General features: G+C 60.8%; 20 protein-coding genes and 1 tRNA gene. 16 read left to right on the top strand and 5 right to left on the bottom strand.

Annotation, left to right across the window (positions count from 1 at the left end):
• The first annotated feature begins 186 nt into the window (after window positions 1-186).
• The 5 genes from waaC (at window position 187) to purD (ending at window position 5081) form a co-directional block, all read left to right on the top strand.
• Window positions 187-1161 carry a lipopolysaccharide heptosyltransferase I gene (gene waaC, locus A7P95_RS05045; protein ID WP_067592156.1) on the top strand — a complete coding sequence of 325 codons (975 nt, stop codon included), beginning with the start codon at window positions 187-189 and terminating at the stop codon, window positions 1159-1161.
• A 147-nt stretch (window positions 1162-1308) separates the two neighbouring features.
• Window positions 1309-2058, top strand: a complete 750-nt coding sequence (locus A7P95_RS05040) for an electron transfer flavoprotein subunit beta/FixA family protein (RefSeq protein WP_067592153.1) — start codon at window positions 1309-1311, stop codon at window positions 2056-2058.
• A 10-nt stretch (window positions 2059-2068) separates the two neighbouring features.
• Window positions 2069-3004, top strand: a complete 936-nt coding sequence (locus A7P95_RS05035) for an electron transfer flavoprotein subunit alpha/FixB family protein (RefSeq protein WP_067592150.1) — start codon at window positions 2069-2071, stop codon at window positions 3002-3004.
• Between the two features lie 101 nt (window positions 3005-3105).
• Window positions 3106-3744 carry an IMPACT family protein gene (locus tag A7P95_RS05030; protein ID WP_067592147.1) on the top strand — a complete coding sequence of 213 codons (639 nt, stop codon included), beginning with the start codon at window positions 3106-3108 and terminating at the stop codon, window positions 3742-3744.
• 71 nt (window positions 3745-3815) lie between these two features.
• A complete protein-coding gene (gene purD, locus A7P95_RS05025) occupies window positions 3816-5081 on the top strand; it encodes a phosphoribosylamine--glycine ligase (RefSeq protein ID WP_067592144.1) in 1266 nt (421 codons plus the stop codon).
• 148 nt (window positions 5082-5229) lie between these two features.
• Here purD and putA read toward each other — a convergent pair whose 3' ends face one another.
• Complete coding sequence (gene putA, locus A7P95_RS05020; protein WP_067592141.1) at window positions 5230-8829, bottom strand: bifunctional proline dehydrogenase/L-glutamate gamma-semialdehyde dehydrogenase PutA; 3600 nt, start codon at window positions 8827-8829, stop codon at window positions 5230-5232.
• Between the two features lie 401 nt (window positions 8830-9230).
• Window positions 9231-10748, bottom strand: a complete 1518-nt coding sequence (gene putP / locus A7P95_RS05015; RefSeq protein WP_067592138.1) for a sodium/proline symporter PutP — start codon at window positions 10746-10748, stop codon at window positions 9231-9233.
• A 527-nt stretch (window positions 10749-11275) separates the two neighbouring features.
• Here putP and A7P95_RS05010 point away from each other — a divergent pair.
• From A7P95_RS05010 to hpf, 8 genes are all read left to right on the top strand, one after another.
• A complete protein-coding gene (locus A7P95_RS05010; protein ID WP_067592122.1) occupies window positions 11276-11824 on the top strand; it encodes a KdsC family phosphatase in 549 nt (182 codons plus the stop codon).
• On the top strand, window positions 11821-12396 hold the full coding sequence (lptC, locus tag A7P95_RS05005; protein ID WP_067592120.1) for an LPS export ABC transporter periplasmic protein LptC: 576 nt from the start codon (window positions 11821-11823) through the stop codon (window positions 12394-12396). Before A7P95_RS05010 ends, lptC begins: the two co-directional genes overlap by 4 nt.
• Window positions 12380-12886 carry a lipopolysaccharide transport periplasmic protein LptA gene (lptA, locus tag A7P95_RS05000; protein WP_067592117.1) on the top strand — a complete coding sequence of 169 codons (507 nt, stop codon included), beginning with the start codon at window positions 12380-12382 and terminating at the stop codon, window positions 12884-12886. The genes lptC and lptA overlap by 17 nt, the downstream gene beginning before the upstream one ends.
• A gap of 12 nt (window positions 12887-12898) precedes the next feature.
• Entirely contained in the window at window positions 12899-13279 is a 381-nt protein-coding gene (locus A7P95_RS04995; RefSeq protein WP_067592115.1) for an MmcQ/YjbR family DNA-binding protein, read from the top strand.
• 219 nt (window positions 13280-13498) lie between these two features.
• Complete coding sequence (locus A7P95_RS04985; protein ID WP_067592108.1) at window positions 13499-13852, top strand: protease inhibitor I9 family protein; 354 nt, start codon at window positions 13499-13501, stop codon at window positions 13850-13852.
• Between the two features lie 55 nt (window positions 13853-13907).
• Window positions 13908-14645, top strand: a complete 738-nt coding sequence (gene lptB, locus A7P95_RS04980) for an LPS export ABC transporter ATP-binding protein (protein WP_067592104.1) — start codon at window positions 13908-13910, stop codon at window positions 14643-14645.
• 19 nt (window positions 14646-14664) lie between these two features.
• The gene (rpoN, locus tag A7P95_RS04975; protein ID WP_067592101.1) at window positions 14665-16041 is read left to right on the top strand and encodes an RNA polymerase factor sigma-54; all 1377 of its coding nucleotides are present in this window, start codon (window positions 14665-14667) and stop codon (window positions 16039-16041) included.
• Between the two features lie 46 nt (window positions 16042-16087).
• Window positions 16088-16417, top strand: a complete 330-nt coding sequence (gene hpf, locus A7P95_RS04970; RefSeq protein ID WP_067592098.1) for a ribosome hibernation-promoting factor, HPF/YfiA family — start codon at window positions 16088-16090, stop codon at window positions 16415-16417.
• Between the two features lie 211 nt (window positions 16418-16628).
• Here hpf and pyrE read toward each other — a convergent pair whose 3' ends face one another.
• The 3 genes from pyrE to typA all read right to left on the bottom strand — a co-directional run bounded on the left by pyrE (window position 16629) and on the right by typA (window position 19768).
• Window positions 16629-17273: an orotate phosphoribosyltransferase gene (pyrE, locus tag A7P95_RS04965; protein ID WP_067592095.1), complete on the bottom strand. Its 645-nt coding sequence runs from the start codon at window positions 17271-17273 to the stop codon at window positions 16629-16631.
• A gap of 151 nt (window positions 17274-17424) precedes the next feature.
• The gene (locus A7P95_RS04960; protein ID WP_067592092.1) at window positions 17425-17811 is read right to left on the bottom strand and encodes an MAPEG family protein; all 387 of its coding nucleotides are present in this window, start codon (window positions 17809-17811) and stop codon (window positions 17425-17427) included.
• A 145-nt stretch (window positions 17812-17956) separates the two neighbouring features.
• Window positions 17957-19768, bottom strand: coding sequence for a translational GTPase TypA (gene typA, locus A7P95_RS04955; RefSeq protein WP_067592089.1), 1812 nt, complete (start codon window positions 19766-19768; stop codon window positions 17957-17959).
• Between the two features lie 261 nt (window positions 19769-20029).
• On the opposite strand from typA, the gene sodA reads away from it, so the two are divergent.
• From sodA to A7P95_RS04940, 3 genes are all read left to right on the top strand, one after another.
• Window positions 20030-20653, top strand: coding sequence for a superoxide dismutase [Mn] (gene sodA / locus A7P95_RS04950; RefSeq protein ID WP_067592086.1), 624 nt, complete (start codon window positions 20030-20032; stop codon window positions 20651-20653).
• Between the two features lie 157 nt (window positions 20654-20810).
• A complete protein-coding gene (gene yhbY, locus A7P95_RS04945) occupies window positions 20811-21101 on the top strand; it encodes a ribosome assembly RNA-binding protein YhbY (RefSeq protein ID WP_067592082.1) in 291 nt (96 codons plus the stop codon).
• 111 nt (window positions 21102-21212) lie between these two features.
• Window positions 21213-21289: transfer RNA gene (locus tag A7P95_RS04940), tRNA-Met, on the top strand.
• Window positions 21290-21378: the final 89 nt, after the last annotated feature.

Below are 21378 nucleotides of genomic sequence, written 5' to 3'. Positions count from 1 at the left end.
GATACGGGAATCTGGCGATGGCGTCTGCTTTTGCGATTGAATTTGTTTATGGCGTGCTGCTGTTTTGCGGGAGCATGCTTGGCCTATTTTTCAGGTAGCCTTCGGGCGTGGCGGCTTGGTATCGAAAGCCTGCGGGTTCGCTATATAATACGCAGCTTTGACACGGCTCGGCCTTCGGATTTGCAAATGAAGATTTTACTGGTGCGCCTTTCCAGCATGGGCGATTTAATCCACACGCTGCCTGCGGTGCAGGATTTGGCGCGGCATTGCCCGCAGGTGGAGCTGCATTGGCTGGCCGAAGCCGGGTTTGCCGATATTGCGCGGCTGCATCCTTTTGTGCGCAAGGTGATTCCGATGCGCTGGCGGCAGTGGCGCAAGCGGCTGTTTGCAGCGGAAACGCGGCGGCAGATGCGCGCGTTGAAGCAGGAATTGGCCGGCGGCGGCTACGATTTCGTGCTTGACAGCCAGGGGCTGATAAAAAGCGCGTGGTTTGCGCGCTGGGCTGGCGCGCCGGTGAAGGGTTTGGACAAACACAGCGCGCGTGAGGGCTGGGCGGCGGCGTTTTATGCCGAGCGTTTTCAGGTAGCCAAGGGGCGCGATGCGGTGTGGCGCAACCGCGAACTGTTTGCGCAGGTGTTCGGCTATTGTTTTGATGGGGCGCCGAATTTCGGCGTGCGCGTGCCGGAAGCGGCGGCGGTGCAGGGGCTACCTGAAAACTACCGCGTGGCGCTGCATGCCACCAGCCGCGACAGCAAATTGTGGCCGCAGCAGCATTGGGTTGAGCTGCTGAACCGTTTGCACGCGGCCGACGGCGCGGCGGTGTGGCTGCCGTGGGGCAACGAGGCGGAGCGGCAGCGTGCGCTGGCTTTGGCGGGGCAGGTGGCCGGGGCGCAAGTGCCGGCGGAGCGGCTCGGCCTGTTGCAGGCGGCCTATGTTTTGCGCGGGGCGCACAGCGTGATCGGCGTGGACACGGGCCTGCTGCATCTGGCCAATGCGCTGGATAAGCCGCTGGTGGGCATCTATACCGACAGCGACCCGGTGAAAACCGGCGTGCAAACGTCGGCTTGGGCGCGCAATGTGGGCGGCGTGGGCGCTTTGCCTGCGGTGGAAGAGGTATTGGATCGGGTGTGCTCGGTGGAGCAGGCTGCCGCCGAAGCTTAGCTTTAGCTTCGCCGAAACCCGGGCTTTGCGCCGCAAGATATTTTTCAGGTAGCCTCTTGGGGGGCGGCTTGCATTATTGCCGGCAAATCGGCACAATCCGCCTGATTTGCCGTATTGAATAACTAGGTAGAAGGAAAAGGAAATTTCATGAAAGCACTGGTTGCTGTGAAGCGGGTGGTGGATTACAACGTGAAGGTGCGGGTGAAGGCCGACGGCTCGGATGTGGACATCGGCAATGTGAAAATGTCGATGAACCCGTTTGACGAAATCGCGGTGGAAGAAGCCGTGCGCCTGAAAGAGGCGGGCAAAATCAGCGAAATCGTGGTGGTGTCGCTGGGCGTGAAGCAGTGCGAGGAAACGCTGCGCACCGCGCTGGCAATGGGCGGCGACCGCGCCATCCATGTGCAAACCGATGCGCACCTGGAGCCGCTGGCCGTGGCCAAACTACTGCGCCAGATTGCCGAGCGCGAACAGCCGCAGCTGATCCTGCTGGGCAAACAGGCCATCGACGATGATGCCAACCAAACCGCGCAAATGCTGGCCGCCCTGCTCAATGCGCCGCAGGGCACTTTTGCCAGCAAGGTGGAGCTGGGCGAAAACGAAGTGGTGGTGGTGCGCGAGGTGGACGGCGGCCTGGAAACCGTGGCTTTGAAGCTGCCGGCGGTGGTTAGCGCCGATTTGCGCCTGAATGAGCCGCGCTATGTGAAGCTGCCCAACATCATGCAGGCCAAGAAAAAGCCGCTGGAAAAGCTCACGGTGGAAGAGTTGGGTGTGGATATTGCGCCCAAATTGCAGCAGCGCCGGGTGGACGAGCCCAAACCGCGCAGCGGCGGCGTGAAAGTGGAAAGCGTGGCCGAACTGGTGGCCAAATTGAAAAACGAAGCCAAGGTGATTTGAGGAGAGCGCCATGACCGTATTGATTATTGCCGAACACGACAACAAAACCCTGGCTGCCGCCACGCGGCACGCCGTGAGCGCCGGCAGCAAGCTGGGCAAAGTGCATGTATTGGTGGCCGGCAGCGGCGCGGCCGCGGTGGCCGAGCAGGCCAAACAGGTGGCCGGCGTAAGCAAAGTATGGCTGGCCGATGCCGCCCATTATGCCGACGGCCTAGCCGAAGAATTGGCGCCGTTGGTGGTGAAGCTGGCGGCAGACTACCGCTACATCGCCGCCGCCGCCAGCACCTTCGGCAAAAACCTGTTGCCGCGTGTGGCCGCCCTGCTGGATTGCCCGCAGGTGTCTGATTTAACCGAAATCGTGGACGGCCACACCTTTGTGCGCCCGATTTACGCCGGCAATGCCTTTGCCACTGTGGGCAGCGATGCCGACAAACTGGTGCTCACCTTCCGCACCACTGCGTTTGCCGAAGCCGCCGCCGAAGGCGGGCAGGCCGAAGTGGTGCAGGTGGAAAGCACGCCGGCACAGGGTTTGAGCCGCTTCATCAGCCGAGAGATGGTGCAGTCCGACCGGCCGGAGCTGACGCAAGCCCGAGTGGTGGTGGCCGGCGGGCGCGCCTTGGGCAGCGTGGAGCAGTTCAACGATTTGTTGCTGCCTTTGGCCGACAAGCTCGGCGCCGCCATCGGTGCTTCCCGTGCGGCAGTGGATGCCGACTATGCGCCGAACGACTACCAAGTGGGGCAGACCGGCAAAGTGGTGGCGCCCGAGCTGTATATCGCCATCGGCATTTCCGGTGCCATCCAGCACACCGCCGGTATGCAGGACAGCAAAGTGATTGTGGCCATCAATAAAGATCCGGAAGCCGCCATCTTCAATATTGCCGACTACGGTTTGGTGGCTGATTTGTTTGAAGCCGTGCCGGAGCTGACTGCCGCATTGGGCGATTGATTGTTTCACGTGAAACACAGCAGGCTACCTGAAAATCAAATTTTTCAGGTAGCCTGTTTCCTATATAATCCGCGTATTCATTTGCTTGCCATTCATCCGAAATGACTTCTCCCGCCGTTTACACCTATCGCACCCTGGCCGAGCCCGGCCAAGCCGAGTTTAAAGACAAAGGCAGCCGCTTTATCGCCTTTGCCTATCCTGTGCGCACGGTGGCGGAAGTGAAAAACCATGTGGATGCGCTACGGCAGGAGCACCACAAAGCACGCCATTGGTGCTACGCCTACCGCTTGGGCACAGACGGCCTGCAGTTTCGCGCCAACGACGACGGCGAGCCCTCCGGCAGCGCCGGGCGGCCGATCTTGGGGCAGATCGATTCGGCGGAGCTGACCGATGTGCTGGTGGTGGTGGTGCGTTATTTCGGCGGCACGCTGCTGGGCGTGCCCGGGCTGATTCATGCCTACAAAACTGCCACCCAGCTGGTGTTGCAGCAAACCGGGCAGGTGGAGAAAAACATTGAAAAACAAGTCTTGTTGCGCTGCGATTATCCGCATTTGAGCGAAGTGCTGCGGCTGGGCAAGCAGCATGGCGCGGAAGTGTTGCAGCAGGATTTGCAACTGGATTGCCGGCTGCATTTTGCCGTGCCGCTGGCCGGTTTTGCGACCTGCATGGAAGCTTGGCTGGACACGCGTGCGGTGGAAATCTTGGATGAGCCGCCGCCAGGAAACGAAGAGGCTACCTGAAAATCGCAAACAGGTTTTCAGGTAGCCTTTATGGCATTTAAACGATTGATTAAACAGGAAGGAAACAACACATGAAACTCTTGCTGATTGGCAGCGGCGGGCGCGAACACGCGCTGGCGTGGAAGCTAGCGCAGTCGCCCAAAGTGGAAACCGTATTCGTGGCACCGGGCAATGCCGGCACCGCGCAGGAGCCCAAGCTGCAAAACCTGCCGCTGAAAAACCACCAGGAATTGATGGATTTCTGCCGCCGCGAGCAGATTGCCTTCACCGTGGTTGGCCCCGAAGCCCCGTTGGCAGCCGGCATTGTGGACGATTTCCGCGCCGTCGGCCTGTCCATCTTCGGCCCCACCCGTGCCGCCGCGCAGCTGGAAAGCTCCAAAGATTTCGCCAAAGCCTTCATGGCGCGGCACGGCATCCCCACCGCGCAATACCAAACCTTCGCCGATGCCGCCGCCGCGCACGATTATGTGGCTGCCAAAGGCGCGCCGATTGTGATTAAGGCCGACGGCTTGGCAGCCGGCAAAGGCGTGGTGGTGGCGCAAACCGAAGAGCAGGCGCATCAGGCCATCGAGCAAATGCTGGTGGGCAACAAAATGGGCGATGCCGGCGCGCGCGTGGTGATTGAAGACTTTTTGCAAGGCGAAGAAGCCAGCTTCATCGTGATGGTGGACGGCGAACACGTGCTGCCGATGGCCACCAGCCAAGACCACAAACGCCTGCTCGACGGCGACCTCGGCCCGAACACCGGCGGCATGGGCGCATACAGCCCTGCGCCGATTGTTACGCCTGAAGTACACCGCCGTGCCATGGAAGAAATTATTTTGCCCACCGTGCGCGGGATACGCGAGGAAGGGATTGAGTTTACTGGGTTTCTTTATGCCGGCTTGATGATTGATGCCGATGGCGCGCCCTATACTGTGGAATTCAACTGCCGCTTCGGCGACCCGGAAACCCAGCCCATCATGAGCCGTTTGGACAGCGATTTGGCCGATTTGATCCAAGCCGCGCTGAACCGAAAATTGGATACGGCCAGCGCCGAATGGAAAGCGCAAAGCGCCGTGGGCGTGGTGCTTGCCAGCGCCGGCTACCCCGAGCGTTCGGGTAAGGGTGACGTGATTGAAGGCATCGAAGCCGCCAACCGCATCGGCAAAGTGTTCCATGCCGGCACGGCCACGGAAGCCGGCCATACCGTTACCAACGGCGGCCGCGTGCTGTGTGTGGTCGGCTTGGGCGACGATTTGGCCGCTGCCAAACAGCAGGCCTACCGCGCCGTGGCCGAGGTTTCTTTCCCCGGCATGCAATACCGCCGCGATATCGGGGATAAGGCTTTGCGCTGAAGGGAAATGTTTGCCCGGCGAAAGAGCGAGTTCTAGCCGGCATCGTTATGCCAAGCGATGATTGCTTCGTTTGCTGGCAAAGACAGTATCCAAACTTAAACAGGCTACCTGAAATTTTTCAGGTAGCCTGTTTTGCCTGATAAGCCGATTAGTTGTCGCCTGCGGCCATCAGGTGGGCGTTACCGCCGGCGGCGGTGGTGTTGATGCTGCAGGAGCTTTCGGCAAACAGCTGCAATACGTCCACGCCTTGTTCGGCATCAATGATGCGCACCAGCGCGCCGTCGCGGCCGGCCAGCGCCTGTTTGAGCTCGGGGCTCAGCGGCTCGAGTGCGGCCACATGGCTGATGTCGGCGGAGGCGGGGTTGGCAGACACTTCCAGCAGCTCGGGCGCCTGCTCGGCGTAGGCGGCCAGCGGGTGCTGCTCGCTCACCACGGCGCGGATGCCGGAGCCGGCGAGCTCCACCCAAGCAGCGAAGGCTTGGAGCAGGCTGCCGCCGTAGAGCCACACGCGGTGCGGGGCTTGCCAGCTCAATACGTTGTGCTCGCCGGTGGGGCCGCGCAGCACTTGCTCGGCGCTTCGCAGGGTGTGCACGCGGGCGCGACCGAGGCTGCCGGCCAAATCCAGCTTCTGCTCTTGGCTGAGCGGCAGGCTTTGCAGGATAGTTTGCAGGCGGTTGAGCGCGGCTTCGTCGGCCTGGCCGCTGCAGGTGGTTTGCGGGGCGCGCCAGGTGGCAAGGCGGCTGAGGCGTTGCAGGTAGAAGGGGCCGCCGGCTTTGGGGCCGGTGCCGGAGAGGCCGTGGCCGCCGAAGGGCTGCACGCCCACCACGGCGCCCACGATATTGCGGTTCACATACACGTTGCCGGCTTCGATGCGGCGGCGGATGTGTTCCACCGTGCCATCGATGCGGCTGTGGATGCCGCCGGTGAGGGCGTAGCCTTTGCTGTTGATTTGGTCGATCAAGTCGTCCAGCTCTTCGGCACGGTAGCGGATCACGTGCAGGATGGGGCCGAACACTTCGCGCTGCAAGTCGTTCAAATTGTTCAGCTCAAACAGGGTGGGTGCGATGAAGGTGGCGTTGCCGGCGTTTTCAGGTAGCCTGATTTGGTGGCTGCTGCGGGCGATGCCTTTCATGCGGTCGATGTGGCTTTGCAGGTTGGCCTGGGCTTCGGCGTCGATCACCGGGCCGATGTCGGTTTTCAGCTCGGCGGGGTTGTCCACGCGCAGCTCGTTCATGGCGCCGCGAATCATGTTTACCATGCGGTCGGCCACGTCTTCCTGCACGCACAAAATGCGCAGGGCGGAGCAGCGCTGGCCGGCGCTGTCGAAAGCAGATACCAATACGTCGGCGCATACTTGCTCGGCCAGCGCGGTGCTATCGACAATCATGGCGTTTTGGCCGCCGGTTTCGGCAATCAGCACGGGGTTGTCGCTGCGTTTGGCCAGGGTTTGGTTGATGAGGCGGGCCACTTCGGTGGAGCCGGTGAATACCACGCCGTTGATTTGCTCGCTTTGCGTGAGGGCGGCGCCCACGTCGCCGGCGCCGAGCGCGAGCTGGAGGACGTTACGCGGGATGCCAGCTTCGTGCATCAGCTGCACGGCGCGGTAGGCGATGAGGCTGGTTTGCTCGGCGGGCTTGGCAATCACGGTGTTGCCGGCGGCCAGCGCGGCCACCACTTCGCCGGTGAAGATGGCCAGCGGGAAGTTCCACGGGCTGATGGCCACGATGGTGCCCACGCCTTGGCTGTTTTCAGGTAGCGTGTGTTCGGCTTCGTCGGCGTAGTAGCGGCAGAAATCCACGGCTTCGCGCACTTCGGCGATGGCGTTGTTGAGCGTTTTGCCCGCTTCGCGCACGGCCAGTGCCATCAGCTCGGGCATGTGCGTTTCCAGCAGGTCGGCGCAGCGGCGCAGCATTTCGGCGCGTTCGGCGGCGCTCACGGCCGCCCAGCCTGCTTCGGCGGCTTTGGCGGCGGCAATGATGCCGGGCACGGCGGCTACCTGAAGGAAGGCGGCGCTGCCCACCACGTCGTTGTGGTCGGCGGGGTTGCGCACTTCATGCGGTGCCTGGGTGTCGGCGGCCACGGCCAGCAGCGGCTCGGCCTGCAACGGGCGCACGGCGGCGTTCATATCGGCCTGCAATTGTTGGAGCGCGATTTCGTTGCTCAAGTCGATGCCCTGCGAATTGAGGCGCTCTTCGCCATACAGATGGCGCGGCAGCGGCAGGCCGCTGTGCGGATGGATGCCTTGTTCGGCGAGGGTGTCGAAGGGGCTGCGGATCAGCGTGTCGATGCTGATGTTTTCGTCCACAATCTGGTTTACGAAAGAAGTGTTGGCGCCGTTTTCCAGCAGGCGGCGCACCAAGTAGGCGAGCAGGGTTTCATGCGTGCCCACCGGCGCATACACGCGCACGTGCCGCCCCAAATTCTGCGGGCCCACCACTTGGTCGTAGAGGGTTTCGCCCATGCCGTGCAGGCATTGGTGTTCGAACTGTTTGCCTTTGCCCATCTGGTAGATGGCGGCCAGGGTGTAGGCGTTGTGGGTGGCGAATTGCGGGAACACGGCGTCTTGTGCGTCGAGCAGTTTGCGCGCGCAGGCCAGGTAGGAGATGTCGGTGTGGACTTTGCGGGTGTAGGTGGGGTAGCCGTTCATGCCGTCCACCTGCGCCCATTTGATTTCGCTGTCCCAATAGGCGCCTTTCACCAGGCGGATCATCAGTTTTTGATTATTGCGGCGGGCGAGGTCGATGAGATAGTCGATAACGAAGGGGCAGCGTTTCTGGTAGGCCTGCACCACGAAGCCGATGCCGTGGTAGCCGGCGAGGTCGGGGTCGGAGACGAGGGCTTCCATCAAATCCAGCGAAAGTTCGAGGCGGTTGGCTTCTTCGGCGTCGATGTTGATGCCGATGTCGTATTGTTTGCCGAGCAGGAACAATTCTTTCAGGCGCGGCAGGAGCTCGCTCATCACGCGTTCGTGCTGGGCGCGGGAATAGCGCGGGTGGATGGCGGAGAGTTTCACGGAAATGCCGTTGCCGTCGTAGATGCCTTTGCCGGCGGCGTCTTTGCCGATGGCGTGGATGGCGTTGACGTAGTCTTGGTAGTAGCGGTCGGCGTCGGCTTCGGTCATGGCGGCTTCACCGAGCATGTCGAAGGAATACAGGTAGCCCAGCTGTTCGCGCTCTTTGCCGTTTTTCAGGGCTTCTTCGATGGTTTGGCCGGTAACGAATTGTTTGCCGAGCATGCGCATGGCGTAGTCTACGCCTTTGCGGATGAGGGGCTCGCCGCCTTTGCTCACGATACGGGTGAGGGCGTTGCCGAGGTTTTGCCCGTTGGGGGCGGAAGTGAGCTTGCCGGTAACCAAGAGGCCCCAAGCGGCGGCGTTTACGAATAATGAGGGGCTGTTGCCGAGGTGGCTTTTCCAGTCGCCGCCGGCGATTTTGTCGTGGATGAGCTTGTTGCGGGTGGCTTTGTCGGGGATGCGCAGGAGGGCTTCGGCCAAACACATCAGGGCGATGCCTTCTTCGCTGGAGAGGGAGAATTCGTGCATCAGGGCGTCCACCCCGCTGGCGCGGCGCCGGTTTTCGCGCACTTGTTTTACCAATTGGCGGGCGAGGCGGTCGGCGGCGGTGCGCTCTTCCTGGCTCATCTGCGCGCGCTCGAGCATGTCTTGCACGGCTTCGATTTCGTCGCGGCGGTAGGCTTGGGTAATGGCTTGGCGAAGTTCGGTTTGTTGGGGGTGGGCGAATTGGAACATATCGGTCTCCGTGGTTTGGTGTGGCGGGAGGCTAGCTGAATTTTTCAGGTAGCCTGCCTTTATCTTGAGTCATCCGTTCGGCTCATGTTTGAAAAATGGAATCATAAACCAATCTGCCGCATTTGGGGCGGCGGATGTAAAAAAATGTTTATAGCGGATTTCGTTTTAAACCAGGGCTGCTTTATCTTGCCGTACTGTCGCGGCTTCGCTGCCTTGTTCTGATTTAAACTGAATCCGCTATATGGCAACGGGAGGCTACCTGAAAACGTTGGCTTCAACTTGGCCGAAATAGTGTGCCAAGCTGGCAGGAAGGTGCGGTGAAATTTTCAGGTAGCCTGCAGTGGCGGAAGGCTACCTGAAAATCATGGCGCGGCATTGTTTCAGGCAGCCTCAACGCCGGCTTATCTGGCCGCGCGGTAATCCGCATCGGCCTGCTCGAAGCGCTGGCGGATTTCCTCGGCCGGCTCCTGGCCCGCGAGGGATACGGCCACAGCGGCCAGCGTGCAGGCGATAAAGCCGGGGATGATTTCATACAGCGTGCCGAAGCCGGCCTCGGCCAGCGCCGGGTTGGCATATTGCGCCCACAGCACCGTGGCCGCCGCGCCGATAATCATGCCCCACAGCGCGCCGTTGGCGGTGATGCGTTTCCACAATACCGACAAAATCACCACCGGGCCGAAGGCCGCACCGAAGCCCGCCCAGGCGAATTCCACCAGTTGCAGCACTTTGCTCTCGGGGTCAGCGGCAATCAGGATGGCAATCACGGCCACGGCCAGTACCATAATGCGGCCGATCCACACCAATTCCTTCTGCGGCGCGTTCGGGCGCAGGAAGCCTTTGTAGAAATCCTCCGCAATCGCGCTGGAGCACACCAAAAGCTGGCAGGAAAGGGTAGACATCACCGCCGCTAGAATCGCGCTCAAAATCACGCCGGCAATCCACGGGTTGAACAGCAGGGTGGAAAGGGCGATGAACACGCGCTCGTGGTCGCCCTGCATGGCGGCGGTTTGCTCCGGATGCGCGCCGAAATAGGCGATGCCGAAATAGCCCACGGCCACTGCGCCGCCCAGGCACAGAATCATCCAAGTCATGCCGATGCGGCGGGCAGACACCAGCGATTTCACGCTTTCGGCAGCCATGAAGCGCGCCAAAATGTGCGGCTGGCCGAAGTAGCCCAGGCCCCAGGCGGCGGTGGAAATGATGCCCAGGAAGGTGGTGCCGTGCAGCAGGCTGCCGTATTCCTTGCCGCTGGCAGCGGCTGCGGCCTGCATGGCGGCGCGCATTTCGTCTGCCCCGCCCACGCCCAGATACACCATCACCGGCGTGAGGATGAGCGCGAAAATCATCAGCGTGGCCTGCACGGTGTCCGTCCAGCTCACGGCGAGGAAGCCGCCGATGAAGGTGTAGGCGATGGTGGCGCCTGCGCCCAGCCAGATGGCGGTGCCGTAGCTCATGCCTTCAAACAGGCTCTGAAACAGCCGTGCGCCGGCCACGATGCCGCTGGCGCAGTAAATGGTGAAGAAAAACAGGATAATGGCGGCAGACACCACTTTCATGGTTTTGCCCTGCGCGCCGAAGCGGTGGTAGAAATATTCCGGCAGGGTGAGCGCGTTGTTGTTGTATTCGGTGTGCACGCGCAAGCGGCCGGCCACCAGCCGCCAGTTGAGGTAGGCGCCGATCACCAGGCCGATGGCAATCCAAGATTTGCTCAGCCCGCTCAAATACACCGCGCCGGGCAGGCCCATCAAGAGCCAGCCGGACATATCCGACGCCCCGGCCGACATGGCGGTAACAAACGGGCCCAGGCTGCGGCCGCCGAGGATGTAGTCGTCGAAATTGCGGGTGGAAAAGTAGGCCGCGAGGCCGATTAAGAGAACGGCAACCAGATAGATGCCGAAGGTGATGTACATCGGGTTCATGAGCTGCTCCTTTTTATTGTGAATTAACTTAACTTTCGCTACGGCGTTGGCTCGCCGCTTGGTATCGAAAGTGTGTTAATTCGCTATAGTTGTCGTATATCGCCGCTGCTTGGGCGGTTTGATGTGCGGCTGAAAGCAAAGGCCGAAGCACTTTTTCATCACAAGGCTGGAAAACGCGGTATGAGGAATCAAGGGCTTCGGCCATTTAGCCGACTCGTTCCTTTCTCCCCGCCGCCGGGTGGGAAAAAAAGAATGCGTATCAGCTAAAAGCAAACAGCTTGGTTTGGTTATACGGGAAAACCACAGAAGAAGTCAATATATGTAAAGGCAGTTGCCAAGTAATAGGCGGGCTGGGAAGCAAAAAAGGCTACCTGAAAACATAATGCAGAGAAAAGCAGAGAAGTTTCAGGTAGCCTTTTGCCGCCGAAGCGCGCCGCCGCAAGCAAAAACCGTGCCGATACGGTTTGTGCCCGCGCCGCCGCATGTTATCATTAGGCATATTCCCATTTAGACACTTTGGACACCGCATGCGCCCCTACCCGCCCGAGCCGCCTGCCGAGCTTGCCCGCGCCGCCGCCCAAATCAAATTGCTGATTATGGATGTGGACGGCGTGCTCACCGACGGCCGCATCTTCATCCGCGACAACGGCGAAGAAATCAAAGCCTTCCACACGCTCGACGGCCACGGCATCAAAATGCTGCACCAATGCGGCGTGCGCACCGCCATCATCACCGGCCGCGACGCCCCCTCCGTCGCCCTGCGCGCCAAGCAGCTCGGCATTCATTATTATTTCAAAGGCATCAGCGACAAGCGCGTCGCCTACGCCGAATTGCGCGCTGCCGCCGGCGTGGCCGAACACGAATGCGCCTACATCGGCGACGACGTGGTGGATCTGCCCGTGATGGTGCGCTGCGGGCTGCCCGCCGCCGTGCCCGAAGCGCATCCCTTTGTGCTGCAACACGCCGCCTACATCACCCGCCGACCCGCCGGCGCCGGCGCCGTGCGCGAATTGTGCGACCTCATCATGCAGGCCAAAGGCTACCTGAAAACCGCTCTGGAGCAATACACGCAATGATCAAACGATTCGGCGGCTGGTGGTTTCCGCTCACCCTCGCCCTGGCGCTCGGCGGCGTCAGCTTCTGGCTCGACCGCATCAGCCAGCTCGAAACCGAAGAAACCCCGCTCGACCCGGGCGAGCCGCAATACCAGATTTTCGGCATTCAAGGCCGCCGCTTCGCCGCCGACGGCAGCGTGGCCCAGCAGCTTGCCGCCAGCCGCGCCTGGCAGTTTCCCAACCGCAAAGACGGCTATCTGGCCGAGCCGCAGATTCAATTTTCCCAAGGCGGGCAGATGCTGTATCAGATTAGCGCCGAGCAGGCGCACTACATCGGCGGCGAAAACCAAGTGGTGTTTGAGAAAAACGTGGTGTTTGAAAAACCCGCCACCGCCGCCCAGCCCGCCGGCCGCCTCGAAACCGACAGCCTCACCGTGAACACCCAAACCCAAACCGCCCACACCCAAGATTTGGTCACCTACCAATACGGCGCCTCCCACGGCACCGCCCAAGGCATGACCTACAACCACAAACAAGGCCTGCTCAACCTCTCCTCCCGCATAAAGGCAGTGATTTATGATCCGAAGCAATAAACCCCTCTTCGCCTTCCTGGCCGCCGCCCTGCTCAGCCCCGCCGCCCTCGCACTCACTTCCGACCGCAACCAGCCCATTCAAATCGAAGCCGACCAAGGCTCGCTCGACCAAGGCAACCGCAGCACCGAATTTTCCGGCAACGTCGTCATTCAGCAGGGCACCATGTATATCCGCGCCGCCAAAGTGCGCGTGGTGAAAGCCGAAAACGGCGCGCAAACCATGACCGCCTCCGGCAGCCCCGTGCATTTTGGCCAGCAGCTCGACCGCCAAGGTACGGTGAAAGGCCAGGCCGCCCGCGTGGAATACCAATCCGCCACCGGCATCGTGAAGCTCAGTGGCGGCGCCAAGCTCGAACGCGGCGGCGACCGCGCCAGCGGCGACACCATCACCTACAACACCCGCACCGAAGTCTATACCGTGCTGGGCGGCAGCCGCAGCAATGCCAACAAAGGCCGCGTGAGCATTACCATCCAGCCGCAGCAGAAATAGCGGGGAGGCGCCATGAAGCCGGAAACCCTGTTTGCCGAAATCGCCGAGCGCTACGGCGCCGCGCCGGACTACCCCTTTTCCCGCTTCCCCGAATTTGCCGCCTTCCGCCATCCGGGCAGCCGCAAATGGTTTGGCGTGTACCTGCCCGTGCCGGCGGAAAAGCTCGGGCGCAGCCCCGGCCGCAGCGTGCCCCTGTTCAACGTGAAATGCCGCCCCGAACACATCGGCGCCATGCGCGCCCAAGCCGGCATCCTGCCCGCCTACCACATGAACAAGGAGCACTGGCTGAGCATCGAATTGGCGCAGGCCGACGAAGCGCTTATCCGCCAGCTGCTCGACGACAGCTTCCGCCTCACCCAAGGCAGGCTGCCGGGCAAAAAGCAGGCTAGCTGAAACCGGGTTGGCATTTTTCAGGTAGCCTCAATAGAAGCCGGAAAGGCTACCTGAAAATCAAAAGCCAAGATGAAAACGGCAAACCGTTGTTTAAATTGCAGACACAATATTGCAGGCGCCAGTAAGCCACGCAGTTTGCTGATTTGAACCAACACTTTCAGGTAGCCAGAAACGGCAAACGAAAAGGCTACCTGAAAACCGCAAACGAAAGCACACAAGATGACCGCCATCCGCCGCACCCTCAGCCTCGCCTGCCTGGCCATGCTCTCCGCCTGCACCAGCCCACAGCCCGCGCCGGCTGCCGAGCAAAGCGAACTGCCTGCCAACCAAACCGTTGCCGACAACCGCGTGCTGATTATTTTCTACGACGCCTCCGCCGCCCAGGCCCCGCAGCAGGTGTTGCAAGCCGTGCATGAAATGCAGGCCGAGGTGGTGTACCGCTATGAAAACCTGCACGGTTTCGCCGTGCGCATTCCGCCGCGGCAGGATATGCGGCAGGCCATGGAACGCTTCCGGCGCATTCCAGGCGTGCTGGGGGTGCAGCGCGACCAAACCGTACAGCTGCACAAATAGCCCGCTTGAATTTCAGGTAGCCCCTACCCAACCAGATTGAAGGAACACAATAATTATGACCGAGCCCGCCATCAGCCGACTCAGCGTGCGGCAGCTGCGCAAAAGCTTCAAACAGCGCCAAGTGGTGCAGGATTTTTCGCTCGACATCCAAAGCGGCGAAGTGGTCGGCCTGCTCGGCCCCAACGGCGCCGGCAAAACCACCAGCTTCTATATGATTGTCGGCCTGGTGGCCGCCGACCACGGCGAAATCAGCCTCGACGGCCACCAGCTGCGCCACATGAGCGTGTATCAGCGCGCCCGCCTCGGCCTGGGCTACCTGCCGCAGGAAGCCTCGATTTTCCGCAAGATGACCGTGGCCGAAAACGTCCGCGCCATCCTGCAGCTGCACGAAACCGACCGCCAGATAATCGAATCGCGCCTGGCCGATTTGCTCAACGACTTAAACATCACCCACCTCAAAGACAGCCCCGCCCCCGCCCTTTCCGGCGGCGAGCGCCGACGCGTGGAAATCGCCCGCGTGCTGGCCATGAGCCCGCGCTTCATCCTGCTCGACGAACCCTTCGCCGGCGTGGATCCGATTGCCGTAATCGACATCCAAAACATCATCGGCTTCCTCAAGCAGCGCGGTATCGGCGTGCTGATTACCGACCACAACGTGCGCGAAACCCTGCGCATCTGCGACCGCGCCTACATCATCAACAACGGCGCCGTGCTGGCCAGCGGCCGCCCCGCAGAACTGGTGGGCAACGAAGAAGTGCGCGCCGTGTATTTGGGCGAAAACTTCGATTACTGAGCTTTTCAGGTAGCCTGCCATGACCCAGCAATCCGTCAAACTCAAACTGCGCCAAACCCAGCAGCTCAACCAGAAGCAGCAGCAATCGCTGCGCATTCTGCATATGTCTTCGCTGGAATTGGCCGAAGAGGTGGAGGGCTGGCTGGCCGACAACCCCATGCTGGAGCGCCCCGAGGCCGACCCGTTCGACAACAGCGCGCCCGAGCCGCATTACTCCGCCGACCTGCCCGTTACCCGCAAAACCAACAGCATGGAAGAGAGCGATGTGTGGGAAACCGTGGCCGACGAAGCCGATTTCCGCGGCAGCCTGCACGAGCAGGTGTGCGAACACCCGCTCGATAAAGACCAAGCCGCCCGCGTGCACTTGCTCATCGATTACCTCGACGACCAAGGCTACCTGAACGACAGCCTCACCGACATCGTGGAAAACTCGCCGCTGGAATGGATGCTGGATGAAGACGAGCTGGCCGAAGCCCTGCGCCACTTGCAGCAGTTCGACCCCGCCGGGGTGGGCGCGCGCGATTTGGGCGAATCGCTCTTGCTCCAGCTGGCGCGGCAGCAGCCGAACGAAGCCGTGTTTTGCGCCGTGCGGCTGGTGAAGCACTTCCTGCCCGAAGTGGGTAAAAACAGCCTCTCGCCGCTGGTGCGCAAAAAGTTTCCCGAATACAGCGTGGCCACCATTGAAGCCGCGCAGGCGCTGGTGGCCTCGCTCAACCCCTTCCCCGCCTACGGCTATGCCGGTTCGGGGCATACCGAATACGTTGACCCCGACGTGTGGATCCGCCCCGACCCAGAAAGCGGCGAATGGAAAGTGGGCATGTTCCGGCAGGCGTGGCCGCAGGTGCAGCTCAATCAGGAATATTGCGACCTGCTGGCCGAATACGGCGGCGACGCGCCGGAGTTGAAACAAAAGCTCAGTGAGGCTAAAGTATTGCTCAGCTCGCTGGAGCAGCGCAAAAGCACCGTGTTGCGGCTGGCCGAGATTATTTTGGAAAAACAGGCCGATTTCTTCTCCTTCGGCGCCATCGGCCTCGTGCCGCTCACCATTAAAGACACCGCCGCCCACCTCGGCCTAGCCGAAAGCACCGTGTCGCGCGCCGTGAACCAAAAATATTTGGCTTGCCCGCAAGGCATATTTCCATTACGCTACTTTTTCAGCCAGGCCGCCGCTTATAGCGGCAGCGAAGACAGCGACGGCATCAGCCCCGGCGCGGTAAAAGCGGTGATCGAAAGCCTGATTGCGGCCGAAGACAAGACCAAACCGCTCTCCGACCGCGCCATGGCCGACCGCCTCTCATTGCAAGGCATCGTGCTGGCCAGGCGCACCGTGGCCAAATACCGCGAAGAGCTCAATTTCCCGCCTGCCCACCAACGCAAGCAGAAAGCCGGCAGTTAGCGGCAACGCGTTGAGCAGGCCAATCCCACCTAGCAAGGAGTTTGTTATGAACCTGAAAATCAACGGAATCAACATCGAAGTTACCGATGCCCTGAAAGACTACATCAGCACCAAACTCGACCGCATCGTGCGCCACAGCGACAATGTGATTTCCGCCACCGTTACCCTTTCGGTAGACAAACTGGAGCAGAAAGCCGAAGTGGATTGGCACATGGCCGGCAAAGACCTGCATCTCGACCAAACCGACAAAGACATGTATGCCGCCATCGACCTTTTGGCCGACAAGCTCGACCGCGCCGTATTGAAACACAAAGGCAAAAAACAGCAACACCAGTACCGCGCCGAACCGAGCGGCAAGCTGAGCGTGGAAGAATAGTTTTCAGGTAGCCTCCCCGGCCGCAAGCCGAGGGGCACAAATCTGGAAGACACAATAAAAGCAGGCTGGAAAGCCTGCTTTTTTGCCGCGCGTTTGTTGTGCGTGAGTGGGCTGGGGATGAGGCTACCTGAAAAGTGGAAGCGCCCGAGGTTCAGTTTCACCAAACATCATTTTGGCAACGCTGAAGATTGCGTTTTCAGGTAGCCCTTGCTTAATCCGACACCCCGTAGCGGTCGCGATAAGCCTGCACCGGCGCCAGATGCTGCCTAAACTGCGCATCGTCTGCCAAAAGCGCGAGCAAATCGCGCAGGCTGGCAATCGGCACCACCGGCAGGCCGTATTGCTGGCGCACTTCCTGCACGGCAGAGAGTTCGCCCGTGCCTTTTTCCATGCGGTCGAGCGCAATCGCCACGCCGGCCGGCACCGCGCCCGCCGCTTCAATCAGGCGCAGCGACTCGCGCACCGAAGTACCGGCCGACATCACGTCGTCGATAATCAACACCCGCCCGGCCAGCGGCGCGCCCACCAGCGTGCCGCCTTCGCCGTGGTCTTTGGCTTCTTTGCGGTTATAGGCAAAGGGCACGTTGCGCCCGCGTTCGGCCAGCATCATGGCGGTGGCCGAAGCCAGCACGATGCCTTTGTAGGCTGGGCCGAACAGCATGTCAAACTCGATGCCGCTCTCAATGATGGCCTGCGCATAGAAGCGCGCCAGCGCGAGGGTGGAAGCGCCGTCGTTAAACAGCCCGGCGTTGAAGAAATAGGGCGAGAGCCGCCCCGCTTTGGTAACAAATTCGCCGAAGCGCAACACATCCTGCTCCAGCGCGAAACGCAGGAAATCCTGCCGGAAATCGCTCATGATGCCCGCCTGTGGGTAGGGTTGGAAACGGCGGCATTATAGCCGATTCTGCGGCGGGCATAGGCTTGGTTTGGAGGAATGGCGAAAGGCTACCTGAAAATCGTGTGATGATTTCAGGTAGCCTGTGTGGGATTGGATGGCGGAGCAGGAATCACGCCGCAGCAATAAACAGGGCGAGGATGCAGGCAAAGCCGCCCATCCAAGCCAGGGAGCGCTGGCGGGCTTTATTGGCGAGGTAGCAATAAATGGAGGCGATGCGGCAGAGGATGAAGGCGGCGGCCCAGAAATTGAGGGTGGCCTGTGCGGCGTTGCCGGTGGCGTGGGCAATGATTACGGCGGCGGCAAAGGGGGCGAAGGCTTCGAAGCAGTTTTGCTGGGCGGCATTGGCGCGGGCGGCCAGGCCGGTGGTGTGGGCGAGGAAGGCGCGCGGGTCGCCGTTATCGCGGGCGAAGTGGAAGCCGCCGGCTTTTTTGGCGTAGGCGGCGCAGAACAAGGGCATGAGGGCGGCGATGAGGATGGTCCAGTAGGCGAAGGTCATGGGCTGTCGTCTTTCGTGGAGAAGGGCTAGTTGGAAATATGCGGGATTGCCGGCTGCCGATTGGAAAGGCTACCTGAAAAATAATGCGGCGGTTTTTTCAGGTAGCCTTTTGCCGGCTTGGCGTGTGCAGCCGCTTTTATCGGCCTTAATCCAGCTTTTTAAAATGGCGGCGACGTTCCAGTTCGCTCAGGTAGCGTTTGCGCAGGCGGATGGATTTGGGGGTGATTTCCACCAGCTCATCGTCGTCGATAAATTCCACTGCGCTTTCCAGCGTGAGCTTAATCGGCGTGGTGAGGCGCACGGCTTCGTCGGTGCCGCTGGCGCGCACGTTGGTGAGCTTTTTGCCTTTGAGCGGATTCACCACCAAATCGTTGTCGCGGCTGTGGATGCCGATAATCATGCCTTCGTAGATTTTGTCGTTGGGCGACACGAACATGCGGCCGCGTTCTTCCAAGTTCCACAGGGCATAAGCCACGGCTTCGCCTTGCTCTTGGGAAACGAGCACGCCGTTGTGGCGGCCGGGCATATCGGGCTTCACCGGGGCGTAGTCGTCGAACACGTGGCTCATCAGGCCGACGCCGCGGGTGAGGGTCATGAATTCGCCTTGGAAGCCGATGAGGCCGCGGGCGGGGATGTGGTATTCGAGGCGGGTGCGGCCGTGGCCGTCGCTTTCCATATTGGTGAGCTCGCCGCGGCGGCGGCCAAGCTCTTCCATCACCGCGCCTTGGTTGTCGTCGGGCACGTCCACGGTGAGGTTTTCATACGGCTCGCATTTTTGGCCGTTGATGTCGCGGTACACCACGCGCGGTTTGCCCACGGCCAGCTCGTAGCCTTCGCGGCGCATGTTTTCCAACAGAATGGTGAGATGCAGCTCGCCGCGGCCGGACACGCGGAACACGTCGGCATCGGCGGTGTCTTCCACGCGGAGGGCAACGTTGGTGAGCAGCTCGCGTTGCAGGCGGTCGCGGATTTGGCGGCTGGTAACGAATTTGCCTTCCGTGCCGGCCAGCGGGCTGGTGTTCACCATAAAGTCCATCGTCAGAGTGGGTTCGTCCACGCTGAGCATGGGCAGGCCGACGGGGTTGTCTTTATCGCAGATGGTGACACCGATGCCGATTTCGTCGATGCCGGAAATCAGCACGATGTCGCCGGCTTCGGCTTCCTGCTGCGGCACGCGCTCCAGCCCGCTGAAACCGAGCAGCTGGTTGATGCGGCCCTGGGCGATTTGTTTGTCGTGGTTCATCACGGCCACGGTTTGGCCGGGGCGAATTTTGCCGTTGAGGATGCGGCCGATGCCCAGCCGGCCGGTGTAGTTGTCGTAGTCGAGCTGGGAAATTTGCAGCTGCAGGGGCGCGTCGGGGCTACCTGAAGGCGCGGGGGTGTATTTGAGGATGGTTTCAAACAGCGGGCGCATATCGCTGCTTTCGTCTTCTTCGTGCAGCTTGGCGAATCCGGAGAGGCCGGAGGCATATACGATGGGGAAATCGAGCTGCTCTTCGTTGGCGCCGAGGTTGTCAAATAAATCAAAAGTTTGGTCGATCACCCAGCTGGCGCGCGCGGTGGGCTTGTCGATTTTGTTGATCACCACGATGGGCTTCAGGCCGAGTGCCAGCGCTTTTTTGGTGACGAAGCGGGTTTGCGGCATCGGGCCTTCCTGCGCGTCCACCAAAAGCAGCACGCAGTCCACCATGCCGAGCACGCGCTCCACTTCGCCGCCGAAGTCGGCATGGCCGGGGGTGTCCACGATGTTGATGTGGAAGCCTTCATATTCGATGGCGGTGTTTTTGGCGAGGATGGTGATGCCGCGTTCTTTTTCGAGGTCGTTGCTGTCCATCACGCGCTCGTCCACATGCTGGTTGGCGCGGAAGGTGCCGGATTGGCGCAGGAGTTGGTCTACGAGTGTGGTTTTGCCGTGGTCCACGTGGGCGATGATGGCGATGTTGCGGATAGGTTTCATGTCGGTTTGTGCCGCAGAGCGCGGAAAATATTTTGGAAACCGTGCATTATAACGCCGACGGTATTTCTTTTCCATACAAGGAAGTGGGCGGGAGACGATATGGCCGCCCGGCCGCGCCCCAAAGGCTACCTGAAAAAAGCACAGGCTACGGCGCAGCCAAAATTATCCCAACCGGAGCGATAGCAAAAAACCCCTTGAATTGCCAATGGATAAAACTTATCATTGCCCGCTCGAAAACCACATCTGAAAAAGGAAACCATCATGTCTTACCAACTGCCCGCCCTACCTTATGCCTACGACGCGCTCGAGCCGCATTTCGACGCGCAAACCATGGAAATCCACCACAGCAAACACCACCAGGCCTATGTAAACAACGCCAACGCCGTGCTCGCCAACCTGCCCGAGTGGGCCAATCTTCCCGCCGAAGAGCTGATTGCACGCCTCGCCGAGCTGCCCGAAAACGTGCGCACTCCCCTGCGCAACAACGCCGGCGGCCACGCCAACCACAGCCTGTTTTGGCAAATCCTGAAAACCGGCACCACCCTGCAAGGCCCGCTTAAAGCCGCCATCGAATGCGATTTCGGCAGCGTGGAAGCCTTCCAGGCCGAGTTTGAAAAAGCCGCCGCCAGCCGCTTCGGCTCAGGCTGGGCCTGGCTGGTGTATGAAAACGGCAAACTCAAAGTCGTGTCCACCGCCAACCAAGATTCCCCGTTGATGGGCCAGGCCGTGGCCGGCGCCTCCGGCTTCCCGATTATCGGGCTGGACGTGTGGGAACACGCCTACTACCTGAAATACCAAAACCGCCGCCCCGACTACATCAAAGCCTTCTGGCATGTGGTGAACTGGGACGAAGCCGCCCGCCGTTTCGACAGCGTGGCCGGTTAAGCGTTTCTCCATACAGGCTACCTGAAAATTTGCTCCGCTCGGTTTAACTCCGTTGAAGCTGCGCTTTAGCTTCGCAGAAACTCAGCCTTGCTTCGCAAGACATCGTTTTCAGGTAGCCTGTTCCGCCCCATCCAACAACCCAACACAGACAAACACCATGCCCTCATCACTGAGCACCGAAGATATCCGCCGTTTCAAACAACAAGCACACCAACTGCGCCCCACCGTCCTCATCGGCAAGCAAGGGCTGACCGAAGCCGTGATCAAAGAAACCGACACCCGCCTCACCGCGCGCGGGCTGATTAAAGTGCAGGTGGCCGGCGACGACAGGCAGGAGCGAATTGCCATCGCCGAAGCGCTGTGCGCCGCCACCGGCGCCGAATTGGTGCAGCACATCGGCAAGCAGCTGGTGCTGTGGCGGCCGATTCCCGAGAAAGACGACAAATAATTTTGCGGCCAACCGTTTGCTTTGGCAGAAAATTTCAGGTAGCCCCATGCAAACAGGCTACCTGAAAACTTGACAAGCCTCCGCCAAGCGCGTATATTCCGCCTTCCCTGACGCGGGGTGGAGCAGCATGGTAGCTCGTCGGGCTCATAACCCGAAGGTCGTAGGTTCAAATCCTGCCCCCGCAACCAAATTTAAATATCCCCTTGGTTTTGCCAAGGGGATGTTTGCATTTGCCACAAGGGCGCGCAGGTTTGCCGGGCTGCTCGCGCGGCAGGCG

The organism is Eikenella longinqua, assembly GCF_001648355.1.
Classification (GTDB): Bacteria; Pseudomonadota; Gammaproteobacteria; order Burkholderiales; family Neisseriaceae; genus Eikenella; species Eikenella longinqua.
Note: the sequence above shows the minus strand (reverse complement) of the source record. Positions and strands in the feature narration are given on the sequence as shown.

Coding starts and splice junctions, on each gene's coding strand:
- waaC (WP_067592156.1), top strand. CDS start 187: ATGAAGATTTTACTGGTGCGCCTTTCCAGCATGGGCGATTTAATCCAC.
- A7P95_RS05040 (WP_067592153.1), top strand. CDS start 1,309: ATGAAAGCACTGGTTGCTGTGAAGCGGGTGGTGGATTACAACGTGAAG.
- A7P95_RS05035 (WP_067592150.1), top strand. CDS start 2,069: ATGACCGTATTGATTATTGCCGAACACGACAACAAAACCCTGGCTGCC.
- A7P95_RS05030 (WP_067592147.1), top strand. CDS start 3,106: ATGACTTCTCCCGCCGTTTACACCTATCGCACCCTGGCCGAGCCCGGC.
- purD (WP_067592144.1), top strand. CDS start 3,816: ATGAAACTCTTGCTGATTGGCAGCGGCGGGCGCGAACACGCGCTGGCG.
- putA (WP_067592141.1), bottom strand. CDS start 8,829: ATGTTCCAATTCGCCCACCCCCAACAAACCGAACTTCGCCAAGCCATT.
- putP (WP_067592138.1), bottom strand. CDS start 10,748: ATGAACCCGATGTACATCACCTTCGGCATCTATCTGGTTGCCGTTCTC.
- A7P95_RS05010 (WP_067592122.1), top strand. CDS start 11,276: ATGCGCCCCTACCCGCCCGAGCCGCCTGCCGAGCTTGCCCGCGCCGCC.
- lptC (WP_067592120.1), top strand. CDS start 11,821: ATGATCAAACGATTCGGCGGCTGGTGGTTTCCGCTCACCCTCGCCCTG.
- lptA (WP_067592117.1), top strand. CDS start 12,380: ATGATCCGAAGCAATAAACCCCTCTTCGCCTTCCTGGCCGCCGCCCTG.
- A7P95_RS04995 (WP_067592115.1), top strand. CDS start 12,899: ATGAAGCCGGAAACCCTGTTTGCCGAAATCGCCGAGCGCTACGGCGCC.
- A7P95_RS04985 (WP_067592108.1), top strand. CDS start 13,499: ATGACCGCCATCCGCCGCACCCTCAGCCTCGCCTGCCTGGCCATGCTC.
- lptB (WP_067592104.1), top strand. CDS start 13,908: ATGACCGAGCCCGCCATCAGCCGACTCAGCGTGCGGCAGCTGCGCAAA.
- rpoN (WP_067592101.1), top strand. CDS start 14,665: ATGACCCAGCAATCCGTCAAACTCAAACTGCGCCAAACCCAGCAGCTC.
- hpf (WP_067592098.1), top strand. CDS start 16,088: ATGAACCTGAAAATCAACGGAATCAACATCGAAGTTACCGATGCCCTG.
- pyrE (WP_067592095.1), bottom strand. CDS start 17,273: ATGAGCGATTTCCGGCAGGATTTCCTGCGTTTCGCGCTGGAGCAGGAT.
- A7P95_RS04960 (WP_067592092.1), bottom strand. CDS start 17,811: ATGACCTTCGCCTACTGGACCATCCTCATCGCCGCCCTCATGCCCTTG.
- typA (WP_067592089.1), bottom strand. CDS start 19,768: ATGAAACCTATCCGCAACATCGCCATCATCGCCCACGTGGACCACGGC.
- sodA (WP_067592086.1), top strand. CDS start 20,030: ATGTCTTACCAACTGCCCGCCCTACCTTATGCCTACGACGCGCTCGAG.
- yhbY (WP_067592082.1), top strand. CDS start 20,811: ATGCCCTCATCACTGAGCACCGAAGATATCCGCCGTTTCAAACAACAA.